Annotated in this window: 12 protein-coding genes; 8 read left to right on the top strand and 4 right to left on the bottom strand. The window is 67.8% G+C overall.

Annotation, left to right across the window (positions count from 1 at the left end; genetic code table 11):
- Positions 1-75: 75 nt before the first annotated feature.
- The gene (locus tag OHS03_RS23645; RefSeq protein ID WP_328657111.1) at positions 76-2,127 is read left to right on the top strand and encodes a thioredoxin domain-containing protein; all 2,052 of its coding nucleotides are present in this window, start codon (positions 76-78) and stop codon (positions 2,125-2,127) included.
- Between the two features lie 54 nt (positions 2,128-2,181).
- Here OHS03_RS23645 and OHS03_RS23640 read toward each other — a convergent pair whose 3' ends face one another.
- Together OHS03_RS23640 and trhA are read right to left on the bottom strand one after the other, a co-directional pair.
- Positions 2,182-3,663: an adenylate/guanylate cyclase domain-containing protein gene (locus OHS03_RS23640; protein ID WP_328657109.1), complete on the bottom strand. Its 1,482-nt coding sequence runs from the start codon at positions 3,661-3,663 to the stop codon at positions 2,182-2,184.
- 115 nt (positions 3,664-3,778) lie between these two features.
- Complete coding sequence (gene trhA, locus OHS03_RS23635; RefSeq protein ID WP_084465817.1) at positions 3,779-4,444, bottom strand: PAQR family membrane homeostasis protein TrhA; 666 nt, start codon at positions 4,442-4,444, stop codon at positions 3,779-3,781.
- Between the two features lie 152 nt (positions 4,445-4,596).
- On the opposite strand from trhA, the gene OHS03_RS23630 reads away from it, so the two are divergent.
- The 3 genes from OHS03_RS23630 (at position 4,597) to OHS03_RS23620 (ending at position 7,183) form a co-directional block, all read left to right on the top strand.
- Positions 4,597-5,376, top strand: coding sequence for an isoprenyl transferase (locus tag OHS03_RS23630; RefSeq protein WP_056813646.1), 780 nt, complete (start codon positions 4,597-4,599; stop codon positions 5,374-5,376).
- Between the two features lie 29 nt (positions 5,377-5,405).
- The gene (locus tag OHS03_RS23625; RefSeq protein ID WP_056813643.1) at positions 5,406-5,972 is read left to right on the top strand and encodes a hypothetical protein; all 567 of its coding nucleotides are present in this window, start codon (positions 5,406-5,408) and stop codon (positions 5,970-5,972) included.
- An 83-nt stretch (positions 5,973-6,055) separates the two neighbouring features.
- Positions 6,056-7,183: a hypothetical protein gene (locus OHS03_RS23620; RefSeq protein WP_328657108.1), complete on the top strand. Its 1,128-nt coding sequence runs from the start codon at positions 6,056-6,058 to the stop codon at positions 7,181-7,183.
- A gap of 44 nt (positions 7,184-7,227) precedes the next feature.
- Here the strand turns inward: OHS03_RS23620 and coaA are convergent, their stop codons facing one another.
- The gene (coaA, locus tag OHS03_RS23615) at positions 7,228-8,160 is read right to left on the bottom strand and encodes a type I pantothenate kinase (RefSeq protein ID WP_056813636.1); all 933 of its coding nucleotides are present in this window, start codon (positions 8,158-8,160) and stop codon (positions 7,228-7,230) included.
- Positions 8,161-8,359: 199 nt separating this feature from the next.
- Here coaA and OHS03_RS23610 point away from each other — a divergent pair, with 199 nt between their 5' ends.
- The 4 genes from OHS03_RS23610 (at position 8,360) to OHS03_RS23595 (ending at position 12,757) form a co-directional block, all read left to right on the top strand.
- On the top strand, positions 8,360-9,571 hold the full coding sequence (locus tag OHS03_RS23610) for a hypothetical protein (RefSeq protein WP_056813633.1): 1,212 nt from the start codon (positions 8,360-8,362) through the stop codon (positions 9,569-9,571).
- A 196-nt stretch (positions 9,572-9,767) separates the two neighbouring features.
- Positions 9,768-11,063 (top strand): serine hydroxymethyltransferase, encoded by a 1,296-nt coding sequence (gene glyA / locus OHS03_RS23605; protein WP_056816047.1) that lies wholly within the window; start codon positions 9,768-9,770, stop codon positions 11,061-11,063.
- Positions 11,064-11,241: 178 nt separating this feature from the next.
- On the top strand, positions 11,242-11,454 hold the full coding sequence (locus tag OHS03_RS23600; RefSeq protein ID WP_131816804.1) for a hypothetical protein: 213 nt from the start codon (positions 11,242-11,244) through the stop codon (positions 11,452-11,454).
- 4 nt (positions 11,455-11,458) lie between these two features.
- On the top strand, positions 11,459-12,757 hold the full coding sequence (locus OHS03_RS23595) for a hypothetical protein (protein WP_056813630.1): 1,299 nt from the start codon (positions 11,459-11,461) through the stop codon (positions 12,755-12,757).
- A 2-nt stretch (positions 12,758-12,759) separates the two neighbouring features.
- On the opposite strand, the gene OHS03_RS23590 is transcribed toward OHS03_RS23595, so the two are convergent.
- Complete coding sequence (locus tag OHS03_RS23590; protein WP_328657106.1) at positions 12,760-13,743, bottom strand: LLM class F420-dependent oxidoreductase; 984 nt, start codon at positions 13,741-13,743, stop codon at positions 12,760-12,762.
- Between the last annotated feature and the right edge of the window lie 144 nt (positions 13,744-13,887).

Below are 13,887 nucleotides of genomic sequence, written 5' to 3'. Positions count from 1 at the left end.
GCATCGGGCCGAACGGCGAGAGCGTTCGACACCTGGGGCGCGGCCTGTGCTCGTCGCGTGTGGCAGGGTGGAACCGTGAACCGATTGGCCGGTGCGACCTCGCCCTATCTGCGTCAACACGCCGACAACCCCGTCCATTGGCGGGAGTGGGACGCCGATGCCCTAGCCGAGGCGGCCGAGCGGAACGTGCCGATCCTGCTGTCGATCGGCTACGCGAGCTGCCACTGGTGCCATGTGATGGCACACGAGTCCTTCGAGGACACCGCGACGGCCGAGCAGATGAACGCCGATTTCGTCTGTGTGAAGGTGGATCGGGAGGAGCGTCCCGATCTGGACGCGGTGTACATGAATGCCACCGTGGCCATGACCGGGCAGGGCGGCTGGCCCATGACCTGCTTCCTCACCCCCGACGGCGCGCCGTTCTACTGCGGTACCTACTACCCCAAGCAGCCGCGCGGGGGGATGCCGTCGTTCACGCAGTTGCTCAGCGCGGTGGCCGAGACCTGGCTCAACCGGCGCGACGACGTGGACAAGGCCGCGCGTCAGGTGACCGATGCGCTCCAGTCGCAGGCAGCGGGCCTGCCCGACGCCGAATTCACCATTGTTCCCGAACTGCTCGACAAGGCTGTGCTGGAGATCGCCGCCGACGAGGACGCGACCCACGGCGGATTCGGTGGGGCGCCGAAGTTTCCGCCGTCGGCGCTGCTGGAAGGACTGCTGCGGCACTGGGAGCGCACCGGCGACCAGGCCGTGTTCGATCTGGTCGAGCGCACAGCCGAGGCGATGGCGCGTGGCGGGATCTACGACCAGTTGCGTGGTGGTTTCGCGCGCTACTCGGTCGATGCCGGGTGGCTGGTGCCGCACTTCGAGAAGATGCTCTACGACAACGCCCTGCTGCTGCGCGCCTATGCCCACCTCTCGCGGCGCACGCCCCCGACCCCCTTGGAATCGTTGCCGCACAGGGTGACTCGTGAGACGGTCGAATTCCTGCTGGGTGATCTCGGGACCGCCGACGGCGGTTTCGCGTCGGCGCTCGATGCCGACACCCATCTCGAACCGGACGGTCCCGGCGTGGAGGGCGCCACCTACGTGTGGACGCCCGCCGAGCTGGTCGGCGAACTCGGTCCGCTCGAAGGGATGTGGGCGGCCGACGCTCTCGGCGTCACCACCGCGGGCAATTTCGAACAGGGCACCTCGGTGCTCACCCGGCACAGCGACCCCGTCGACGCCGAGCAGTCGTCGCGTTTCGACCGACTGCGCGCCCAACTGTTCGAGGTCCGCACCCGGCGCCCACAGCCTGCCCGCGACGACAAAGTGGTCACCGCCTGGAACGGTATGGCCATCACCGCGCTCGCGGAATCCGGTGCCGCGCTGGAGGAACCGTCGTGGATCGCCGCCGCCGTGCGGTGCGCCCGCTACCTGCTCGACGTCCATCTCGTCGGTGGCAGACTGCGCCGCGCCTCCCTCGACGGTGTCGCGGGCACCCCGCCCGGTGTCCTCGAGGACTACGCCTGGTTCACCACCGGCCTGCTCGCCCTCTACCAGGCCACCGGTGAACCGGACTGGCTCGCCGCCGCACAGCTGTTGCTGGACAACACGATCGACCACTTCGCCGACCCCGAACGCCCAGGCAGCTGGTTCGATACCGCCGACGACGCCGAAACCCTGGTAGCCCGCCCGCGCGACCCCGTCGACGGCGCCACCCCCTCCGGCGCCTCCGCCCTGGCCGAGGCCCTGCTCACCGCATCGGCGGTCGCCGACACCGAGCGCGCCGTCCGCTACCGCGAACTCGCCGACCAGACCCTCGCCCGTGGCGCGATCCTGCTGGCGCGCGCACCCCGGACCGCGGGCAACTGGCTCTCCGTCGCCGAAGCCGCGGTCCGCGGGCCGTATCAGGTAGCCATCGCTGCGACCGAAAAATCCGCCGCCGCAATGGAACTCCTCGCCGCAGCCCGCGCTTCGGCGCCCGGCGGCACGATCATCCTCGCGGCTCCACCGAACACCGCCCCGCTCCTCACCGACCGGCCGCTGGTCGACGGGACCCCCGCCGCCTACGTCTGCCGAGGCTCGGTCTGCGACCTTCCGGTCACCGACCCCGCCGACCTGACAGCATCACTGCGGCGGTGAGCGGATCCGCGCGGTACGCCTGATCGTCGGTCGATAGCTATCGGCTGCTCGGACTCACTTACCCGGCGAGATGTCCGTCCAGGTTCGTGTTCGCCCGGGGATTCCGCGCAGGCGTAAGTCCTTGTAGCGCTTCCACTTGGACCGCTCGGTCGGAGTGGCGGCCTGCCACACCGAATCGCTCACCAGTACCCGTCGCGGCGCTTCCTTCGCGACGGCGGTGAGGCGGGCTGCCGCGTTGACGGCGTCGCCGATGACCGTGAACTCGAGGCGGGTGTCGGCGCCGACGTCGCCGGCGAACACCTGCCCACGGGCCACCCCGATGCCGACGTCGAGTTCGCCGGTGGCGACTACTTCGTCGCGGATGCGGCGGGCGGCACGAAGGGCAGGGGTGGCGTTGTCCTGCAGGGCGGAAGGGGCGCCGAAGATGCACAGGGCGGCGTCGCCGGCGAATTTGTTCACCAGGCCGCCGTTGTCCTCGGTGGCCGCGACAACCGTGGCGAGCAGCCGGTTGAGCTTGTGGACGAAATCCTCCGGCGCCATTTCGGCGGACAGCTGGACCGAGCCGGTGACGTCGATGAACAGCGCCGAGACGATGCGCACATCGCCGGTGAGGTCGGTGCTGCCCGACAGCGCGCGTTCGGCCACGGTGGAGCCGACGTGTCGGCCGAAGACGTCCTCGGTGTGCATCCGATCGCGCAGGGTGGCGGCGAGTTCGTTGACCGAGTGTTCGAGCCGGCCGATCTCACTCGCGCTGCCGACCGGCACCCGCACATCGAGTTCGCCGCGGGTGATCCGGTCCAGCGCCCGGTACATCGCGCGCATCGGCGTCGCCACCGAGCGCGCGAGCAAGGCGGTGGCGAGCGCGCCGACACCGAGGGCGACGATCGAGAACAGCAAGGCGGCGCGCACCCGGTCCTCCGCGGACGTGGTGGTATCGCTGAGGACCACGATGATGATCAGCCCCGGCAGCGCACTGGATACCGCCCAGGTGACGAGCACCCGCACCAGCACGGTCGAGGTGGGATGCACGGTCGGCCCGAGCACCGCGGCGATGATGGGCACCGCCGGTCGGATCAGGCGGTCCAGGATCAGATAGATCGCGCCCGCCGCTTCCAGCCCGCCGAGGGCGAATCCGGCCAGCAGCACGGTGATGTTGTGATAGTCGGTGAACCGGTCGACCAGCCACACCGTCAACACGACGCCCGGCGTCCACAGGATGATCGCGCGCAGGGTGATCGCGGCGGGTAGCCGGATCAGGATTCGCGCTTCCTCCGGCGTCGGTTTGCGGTTGTCGTCGAGCCAGCGCATATATCGGCGCCGGTCGTAGAGGGCGATCCCGATCCCGACCGAGAAGGCGATGATCGGATAGATCAGGATCAGCGCTGCCGCGTCGCGCCAATCGTTGCCGAGGCGGCTGAACACCCCGCCCGCCCAGCTGACCAGGAAGATGGCCGTGACTCCGACCATGTTGGCGGTAATGACCACCAGCGCCAGCCCCCAGTAGGACTGCAGCGCCCACCGGACCAGCCGGTTCACCGCACACGCCCTGACCCGGCGCCCGAGGACGCCCGGGCATCACGAGCTGCGCTGACGGGTGACACAACTACCGAGCATAGAAGGCGCGCCGACCGGGGCGACGCGCACGCGCCGTTCAGCCGAGCACGACCAGCCAGATCGCGATGTAGTGACACAGGGCCGCGACCACCGTCGCCGCATGGAAGAACTCGTGATGTCCGAAGTCGGGCCAGGGATTGGGCCACTTGGTCGCGTACAGAATCGCCCCCACGCTGTAGATCACGCCGCCGACCGCGAGCAGCACCAGCGGCGCGACCCCGACGTTGCGCAGCAGCTCGGGAATCACGGGCACGATCGCCCACCCCAGCAACAGATACAGCGGCACCCCGACCCAGGCGGGCGCGGTGGGCCACAACAGCTTCAGCGCGATCCCGGCGATGGCTCCGGCCCACACCACGACCAGCAGGATCTGCCCGGTCCGCCCGGGCAATCCGAGCAGCGCGAACGGCGTGTAGCTGCCCGCGATGAACAGGAAGATCATCGAATGATCGGCCCGCTTCATCCGCACCCGGGTCCGCACGCTCGCCCAGGTGACCCGGTGATACACCGCGCTCACCCCGAACAGCGCGCACACCGAGATCCCGTACAGCAAGGTCGACCATCCCGCCGTCAACGACGTCAGGAACCCGAACACCACGAGCACCGTCACCGCGACAGCGGCAACGCCCACCGCCCAGGTGTGAATCCACCCCCGAAACCGCGGCTTGCTCACCGTGCCGATCTCAGTCAGAACTGCCTCCACGAAACCTCCAGGGCCAAAACCTACGGTACCGTAAGTTACGCTCCCAACCGTACGTCAAACCCCCACCTCGACACCACAGAACGTGCCCCCGACCACACCCCGCCCACGACCGGCAAAATTCCCGGAGAGGCGGGGGAGCGTAGGGTGCGGGCGTGGAGTTTCTTGGTCGGGTGCGTGGATTGCCGTACCGCATCTACGAAGCCAGGCTGTCACAGCAGCTGGCAGACAAGCAGCACCCTCGCCACGTCGCCGTGATGTGCGACGGCAATCGTCGCTGGGCGCGCGAGAACGGGTTCACCGATGTCAGCCACGGCCATCGGGTCGGCGCGCTGAAAATCGCCGAGCTCGTCGGCTGGTGTTCCGACCAGGGCATCGAGATGGTCACCGTCTACCTGCTCTCGACCGAGAACCTGCGCCGCGATGCCGATGAGCTCGAGACCCTGTTCGAAGTGATCACCGATGTCGTCGAGGAACTGTCCGCCCCCGAGCAGAACTGGAGCGTGCGGATCGTCGGGTCGCTCGAGGGTTTCCCCGAGCTGATCGCCAAGCGCCTGCGGGTAGCCGCCGAGCGGACGAGCGGGCGCGACGGCGTGCACGTGAACGTCGCGGTGGGGTACGGCGGACGCCAGGAGATCACCGACGCCGTGCGGTCGCTGGTGCGGCAGGAGATCGCGTCGGGGGAGTCGGGAGAGGACCTGGTGCAGTCGATTACGGTCGACGCGATCGGCCAGCACCTCTACACCTCCGGTCAGCCCGACCCCGATCTGGTGATCAGAACATCTGGTGAGCAGCGACTTTCGGGTTTCCTGTTGTGGCAGAGCGCCTATTCGGAGATCTGGTTCACCGAGGCGTATTGGCCGGAGTTCCGGCGCGTCGACTTTTTGCGCGCACTAAGGGATTACGCGGCGCGGCACCGCCGTTTCGGCGTGTGATGTCGTAGCCGTCGCGTACTCTGCGGTCAGTGGAACCCGAACAGCCTTCTTACATCAGCTATGAGGAATTCGGCAGGCGTTTCCTGGAATACGCCGTCTCCGAGCAACGCATCGCCGACGCGTTCGGCCAACTCACCGGGGCCGCTTTCGATTTCGGGCCGATCGGGGTGGGGCCGGGGCGGCTGGCGAAGGTCACCGCGCAGGTGGAGCTCATGCAGCCACGAATCCTGCGTTTCGTCGACGCGTTCATCTCCTTCGAATTGACCATCCCGTTGCATGTGGATCTGGTCCTCGATCTGGCGGTGGACCGGTCGCGGTTCCGCGTCGACGGCACCGTGCATCTGCATCTCACCGCGCGCACCGCCGACCCGCTGCGGGTGGTCATCGATATCGCCGAGCCACGTCCCGGTGATGTGCGGGTCAATGTCGCCAGTAGCTCCAAGCGTGGTGAGCTGCTGCGCGTGCTGGCCAGTGTCGACCACGAGATCCGCCGATTCGTCGCCCGGTATGTCGCCCAGGAGATCCGCAAGCCCGAGATCGCGGCCGTCCGCAATATCGACGTGGCGACCAGGCTCGACGCGGCCTGGAAGTTGTAGCGGAGTAAGCCCGATCCGCGACGTCCCCCGGCTAGGCTGCTGCGCGAGACCGGGCCCGACGACACATTGCAGGGGTGTGAGCTGTGGGAATTGCGACGAAGGCGAGCGGATGGCGTGCGCGGATCGCGGTGCTCGGCGCGGTGTGCGGCGCCGCGATGGTCGTCGCGGGCTGCGGTGAGGTCGAGCAGCCCGCGCCGCCACGACTGACACCCGCCGAGGAGCAGGCCGCCAAGGGGCCCGTGTTCGCCTATCGCACCGACGCCGAGCTGGCGGTGGTGCACGGCGCCGAAACCGTGCGGGCGCCGGGTAGTTTCGGCCATTCGTCGGCCGCGGTGACCTTCACCGAGGACGGGCAGTACGCGTTCTCGGTGGAGACGAGCAGTAAGACGCTGGTGGCGCTGGGTGTGCGGGACCGGTCGGTGACCCGCATACCGTGCGACTGCACCAACGCGGTGGGGCTGCGTGGTTCGGTGATCGGCTGGTGGCGTGAGCCCGGTGAGATCATGAGCATGGATCTGGCCGGTTCCGAGCCCGCCGCACCCGAACGTGAGATCATCCTGCCGGATTCGCCGAGTCCATTGACTGGTGGCACGTGGAACGGCGCCGAGCTGGTGGCGGCCACCGATGAATTCGTGCTGCTGGCCAGGGTCGAATCGCGCGGACTGTGGTGGGAGAAGAGCCACCTCTATGCCATCGGCGCCGACGCCATCCTGCCGCTGGGCCGCGTGCCCGGCATCGACGCCGGACTCTCCGCCGCCGCCGGACCCGATGGGCACACCTTCGTCCTGGCCGGGGCGACGGCGCGCAGCGCGACCTGCGGCAGCGGCAACGTGGCCACCATCGATGTCGCGACCAACGGTGTCCGGTCGCTGCCCACGCTGCCGGGCGAGTGCTCCGCGGTGTACAGCCCGCGCTGGAGCGAAGACGGATCGATCACGATCGCCACCCGCAAATGGGCCGATCTCGTCGGCGCGCCGAGCATGGTCGACCGGCTGCAGTCCGCGGCGCAGGGATGGGCGCCGGTGGGGGAGTACCCGGTGGTCGACATGCTCCGGCGGGTGCCGGGGTCGGTGATCGAGGTGGTCGCCGGTGAACCCACCGATGCGCGCGGCACTCCGCACGGGGTGTTGGTTGTGCACAGGGGCGGTGTCCGTGAGGAATTGGCGAAGCAGGTCATCTCGCTCGGTGCGCCGCCGACCGCGAACGGCTGACCCGTTCGCGATCGGATCGCGGAATCTGTTGCCGCGCAGGCTGATCAGAGCTTGCGCAGGCGCAACCTGTTGATCGTGTGATCGGAGTCCTTGCGCAGCACCAGGGTGGCGCGCGGACGGGTGGGCAGGATGTTCTCCACCAGGTTGGGTCGGTTGGTGGAGTTCCAGATATCGCGCGCGGCCGCGGTGGCCTGCTCGTCGCTGAACGCCGCATAGTGGTGGAAGTGCGCGTCGGGGTCGGCGAAGCCGGTCTTGCGCAACGCGAGAAAGCGCTGCACATACCAGTTTTCGATGTCCTCGATGCGGGCGTCGACATAGATGGAGAAGTCGAACAGGTCCGACACCATCAGTCGCGGACCGGTCTGCAACACATTCAGGCCCTCGACGATGAGGATGTCGGGCTGACGCACACAGTGCTTCTCGTCGGGCACGATGTCGTAGGACTTGTGCGAATACACCGGCGCGCACACCTCTTCGGCGCCCGACTTCACCTCGGTGACGAACCGCAGCAGCTTGCGCCGGTCGTAACTGTCCGGGAAACCCTTGCGGTGCATGATGCCGCGGCGGGTGAGTTCGGCGGTGGGATAAAGGAATCCGTCGGTGGTCACCAGGTCGACCCGCGGGTGATGATCCCAGCGCGCCAGCAGCGCCTGCAGCACGCGCGCGGTGGTCGACTTGCCGACCGCGACACTGCCCGCGACGCCGATCACGAACGGCACCTGCTTGTCGGGGTGCTTCTCCCCGAGGAAGGTGGCGGTGGCGGCGAACAACCGCTGCCGCGCCGCGACCTGGAGATGGATCAACCTGGCCAGCGGCAGGTAGACCTCGGCGACTTCCTCGAGGTCGATCTGCTCACCCAGACCGCGTAGGCCGGTCAGTTCGTCCTCGGTCAGGACGAGGGGAGTCGATTTGCGCAGGGTGCGCCACTGGCTTCGATCGAACTCCACATAGGGGCTCGGTTCACTCATCCGTGCCACCTACCCGACCCTCCGTCCAGGCGCATCCGCACAGCTTGGCTGCCCGTCTGGTGAGATCCGGGATAACTCTGACCGCATAGCGAGATTGTGCTCCGTGCTCGCCGTCCGCGCGCAACAGGGGGTTTGGCTACCGGTCGGTAACTAGTGACAATGCCGAGGTAAGGCGCCATTTTCCGGGAGACCACGTAATGTCGGGCGGATGGGGTCACATCCACTTGTCACTGAATATCTGCGCCTCGGTTTGGCTTTCGATCGCCTCGAAGAGGGCTTCGTCGACGCCTATACCGGCGATCCGCAACTGCGTCGCGATGTCGAGAACGCCGCCGTCCCCGAACCCGCCGAGCTGGCCCGGCGCGCCGTCGACCTGCGGGCCGCCCTGCCCGATGCCGGGCTCTCGGCTCAGCGCACCGAATTCCTCGATGCCCACCTGGTGGCGATGGAGTGCTCGGCTCGCAAGTTCGCCGGTGAGCAGATCGGTTTCGTCGACGAGGTCCGCGCCTATTTCGACGTCGACATCGCACCGGGTGACCCAGACGACTATCGCGAAGCGCACCGGCAGATGGACGAGGTGCTCGGCGGCGACGGCCCGCTCGCCGAACGCGCCGCCGCCTACCGTCGCGGCGACGAGATCCCGCCGGAAAAGCTCGCTACCTGCGTCGAAGCATTCTCCAGTGCCCTGCGTGAGCGGGTGCGCGACCGGTATCCGCTACCCGACCACGAGCACGTCACCTACGAGGTCGTCGGCGACAAGCCCTGGTCCGGCTTCAACTACTACCTCGGCAATTTCGCCTCGACGGTGGCGATCAACTCCGACCTCAAACAGCACATGGGCAACCTCCCCGCGCTGATCGCGCACGAGGCCTACCCCGGCCATCACACCGAGCACTGCCGCAAGGAAGCCGGACTGGTCGCGGCGGGCGAGGACGAGCAGACTCTGTTCCTGGTCAACACCCCGCAGTGCCTGATGGCCGAGGGCCTCGCCGACCTCGCCCTGCAGTCGATCGTCGGACCCGGCTGGGGCGTGTGGGCCCAGGAGATCTACGCCGACCTCGGCCTTCGTTTCGACGGTGAACGGGCCGAACGCTTCTCGACCGCGTCGGCGAAATTGCTGAACGTGCGTCAGGACGCCGCGCTGCTGCTGCACGATCAGCACCGCGGCGAGGACGAGGTGGCGCTGTTTCTGCAGCGGTGGATCCTGGCGACGCCGGAGCGGGCGCGGCAGTCGTTGCGGTTTCTCTCCTCGCCGCTGTGGCGGGCCTACATCAGCACCTATGTCGAGGGCTACCGGTTGCTCGGTGGCTGGCTCGACGGCGCGGTCGGCGCCCAGGATCGGGTCGAGCGGTTCGGGCGTCTGCTCGATGAGCCGCTGACGCCGGGGGCGATCCGGCGGATGAGCGTCGCTACTGGATGACGGCGCAGCCGGGCGGGGCGGTCATCTCTGTGTCATCGGTCACCGTCGGACGGGTCGTTTCGCCGAGTCTGTCGTGTTCGACGGCTATCGAACCTGGTCAGGCGTGGTGTGACCCTGGTCTCTCAGGTGGCGGCTCGGACGGTGTTGCGGTATCCCCGTGCTCGGCGCGTACACGGTCGGCAATAGACTCGCAGGCGTGACGCAGACGACCGCTTCGGTGAATACCCAGTCTCTCGGTGAGCTCGATCCCGAGTTGGCCGCCGCGATGGCGGGCGAGCTCGCCCGCGAACGCGACACCCTCGAGATGATCGCTTCGGAGAACTTCGTGCCGCGCGCGGTCCTGCAGGCGCAGGGCTCCGTCCTCACGAACAAGTACGCCGAGGGTTACCCGGGCCGCCGCTACTACGGTGGCTGCGAGGCCGTCGACGTGGTGGAGACCCTGGCTCGCGACCGCGCCAAGGAACTGTTCGGCGCCGAGTTCGCCAATGTGCAGCCCCACTCGGGCGCGCAGGCCAACGCCGCGGTGCTGATGGCGCTGATGAACCCGGGCGAGACCCTGCTCGGCCTCGATCTCGCGCACGGCGGGCACCTCACCCACGGTATGCGCCTGAACTTCTCGGGCAAGCTCTACGACGTGCACTCCTACGGCGTGAGCAAGGAAGACCACCGCATCGACATGGACGAGGTGCGTGACATCGCACTCAAGGCCAAGCCGAAGGTGATCGTCGCCGGGTGGTCGGCCTACCCGCGTCACCAGGACTTCGCTCGCTTCCGCGAGATCGCCGACGAGGTCGGCGCCTACCTGTGGGTCGACATGGCCCACTTCGCCGGTCTGGTCGCCGCCGGTCTGCACCCCTCGCCGGTGCCCTACGCCGACGTCGTGTCCTCCACCGTGCACAAGACGCTCGGCGGCCCCCGCTCCGGCCTGATCCTGGCCAAGCAGGAGTTCGCCAAGAAGCTCAACTCCGCGGTCTTCCCCGGCCAGCAGGGCGGCCCGCTCATGCACGTGATCGCCGCCAAGGCCGCCGCGTTCAAGATCGCCGCCACCGAGGAGTTCGCCGACCGGCAGGTCCGGACCCTGTCCGGCGCCCGCATCCTCGCCGAGCGTCTGACCGGCGCCGACGTCAAGGACAAGGGCGTCTCCGTCCTCACCGGCGGCACGGACGTGCACCTGGTCCTGGTCGACCTGCGCAACTCCGAGCTCGACGGTCAGCAGGCCGAGGACCTCCTCCACGAGGTCGGCATCACCGTCAACCGCAACGCGGTCCCCTTCGACCCGCGCCCCCCGATGGTCACCTCGGGCCTGCGCATCGGCACGGCCGCGCTGGCGACCCGTGGTTTCGGCGACGCCGAGTTCACCGAGGTGGCCGACATCATCGCCGCCACCCTCGCGGGCTCCTCCGACACCGACACGCTGCGTGGTCGGGTCTCCAAGCTGGCCCAGAGCGTCCCGCTCTACCAGGGCCTCGAGGACTGGCGCCTGCTCGGCTGAGACCGACTCGCACTCGCGAATCGCCCCGGTAGACCGAAAACTCGGTCTACCGGGGCGATTCGCCGTTCGTAGCAGGAGCGTGTCGCGGTGACAGGGGTTGTGACGTGTGATTGTCGGAACGCACAAAATTCTGAGTAAGTGCCTACGGGGGTAATGGAATACGGCATGGTCAGTCCGCATGGGATATCGACGTGAGCTTGCGCGTGAGGTCGGCGGGGAGGTGCATGCGTTCGAGTTGCTCACCGAGGCCGAGGCCAGGGAGCTGATCGAACTGTTCCGAGCCGCGCGGGCCAACGAGGTGCGGGCATTGCGCCGGGCCATCGACGCCGCGCTCATCGCGATGCCCGGTCCGCTGCGCAAGATCACCCGCAAGATCATGTTCGGCAGCTGAACCGATGATCGAGACCGAACTGGAAGCCCAGACTCAACTCGTCGTACTCGCGCGCACGCTGCAGGTGCCGCCGCAACACCTCGCGCCGCTGGCTCGTCTCGGCGCGGTGCACCTTTCGGCGATGCACCAGCAGATTCTGCGCGCGCTGCACGCCGAGCACGCGGCTACGTTCCGCCGGATCGGCCCGGTCGTGCCGATCTTTCCGGTCGGACTCGGCGTCGCGCTGTTCGAGCGGGTGGTGCCGCCGGTACTGGCGGCCAGATTCCTCGGCGCGGTCGGGGTCAAACATCCGGTGAAGTGCGCGCAGGCGTTGTGCGCGGTCGACGCCGTCTACGCGGCAGACGGCGCGCCGTACCTCGACCCGAACGTCTTCGAACAGCTGATGCGATACGGCAGTCCGGAGCCGATCACCCTCATCATCAACGAGCTGCTGCGGCGTCGCGACTACGTGACGGCGGCGCGGTTCCTCGCGGTGGTGGACGAGCCGCTGATCGCGGCCTTGGAGCAGACGGTCCACGATGACGCCGGGCTGATCTTCACCGCCGCCTACGCCTACCCCGCGCACACGCTGAGCCGGATCGTCCGGCAATTGCTCGCGGGCCCGCGACAGCGGATCCCGGGAATGCTCCAGACGGTGCTGGCCGGTCCACCCACCCTGCATCACGCCATGCTCGCGTTGTTCTGCAAGGTCGCCCCCGATATCGCGGGCAGCCTCGGTGACATCTTCTTCGGCCGCGGCACCACCCACGAGGTCGGTCGGTTCCTGCTCACCGCGGTCAACCGGAACGCGTCCACCGCCCTACTCACCGTGATCGGCCGGCTCAATCCGGTGGCGCTGTGGGCACTGTCGACGAACCCCCAGTTCGCCGACACCGACGTGCTCGGCGCGCTGGTCCGCTCGCTGGACGGCAAAAACGAAGCCGACCCGTGGCGCGGCCTGTTCGCACTGTCGGCCCGACTGAGCGAACCGGCCCGCCGTCACATCGCCGCGACCCTCGCCGAACTGGACGAGACCTCGGTAGCCGCCCTGCCCGCCCACGCGACCGACGCCACTTACTGGCCCGCTCTCCTGCAACTACTCGCCGAATCCGAACCGGCCGCCCAGGCCAGGGTCGCCGCGATCTGGTCGCGCCTTTCCCCCGAATGGCAAGCCGGCATCGAACGCCACATCCACGAGAACCGCTACGACACCCGTCTGAGCCGCATCACCGACGCCCTGACCACCGTCACCCCCGAAGAGGTCTTCTTCCGCCGTCGCCAACAGATCCGTCAACGGGGAGAAGACCACTTCGCGTCGTGGTGAGCTCAGCTCACCAGGGGGCGCAGGGCGCGACCGACCTGCTCGATGACGCCGGGTTCGTGGCCGTTGGTGATCAGGTTGACGATGATGCCGTCGACGCCGTGGTCGAGCACGCGCGCCTTGACCTGTTCGGCGACTTCGTCAGGGGTGCCGACGAATTGGCGGTCGGCGATGCTGGCGAGGCGTTCGGCGTCGGTCATCGTGGACAGGTCGATACCGAGCCGCGCGAGCATCTCGGACTGTAGTTTCCTGGCGCGGTCACCGTCCTGGTCGACGATGACGAAGGCGAGGAAGCTGGTTTCGAGGGTGGCGCGGTCGCGTCCTGCTTCGGCGCACCGCTGGTGCAGGGCGTCGAGTTTGCGTGGCAGTTCGGTGGCGTTGCAGATGATGTTGAGGTGGTCGGCGTAACGGGCCGCCATGCCGAAGGTCTTCTTCTCGCCGCCACCGCCGAGCAGGATCGGCAGGTCGTCGCGGATGCGGGGTTCGTTCATCGCGTTCTCGGTGCGGTACCACTTGCCGTCGAAGGTGGAGCGCTGCCCGCGCAGCATCGGCGTGATGATCTGCAATGCCTCGTCGAGCCGCTCGAATCGTTCGGTGAACGTGCCGAACTCGAACCCGTACTGCTGATGCTCGAGCTCGAACCACCCCGCCCCGATCCCGAGCACCGCCCGCCCGCCACTCACCACGTCGAGCGTGGTGACCGTCTTGGCGAGCAGCGCCGGATTCCGATAGGTATTGCCGGTTACCAAGGCGGACAATTGAATTCGCTCGGTCGCGGTAGCCAGACCGGACAGTGCCGAGTAGGCCTCCAGCATCGGCTCCTCCGGCTCGCCGATCACCGGTAACTGATAGAAGTGATCCATCACGAAAGCGGCATCGAAGCCCGCCGCCTCCGCCTCCCTGGCCTGCGCGATCACCGCGGGAAACAGCGCACGCACCGAGGACGTGTTGCTGAAGTTGGGCATCTGATAACCGAGTCGAATGGTCATGAGATCGACGATATGACCTGGAGTGCACTCCAAGTCAACCGCTGGGGGTGAGTCACATCGACGTAACCGGCGAAGCGCCCGACGGTAATCTGGCCTGCCTACCCTTCCCCGTGATTTCGTATACGAAAATATCACAGGAAGTCC

This window comes from Nocardia salmonicida (assembly GCF_036142455.1).
Taxonomy (GTDB): domain Bacteria; phylum Actinomycetota; class Actinomycetes; order Mycobacteriales; family Mycobacteriaceae; genus Nocardia; species Nocardia salmonicida.
Note: the sequence above shows the minus strand (reverse complement) of the source record. Positions and strands in the feature narration are given on the sequence as shown.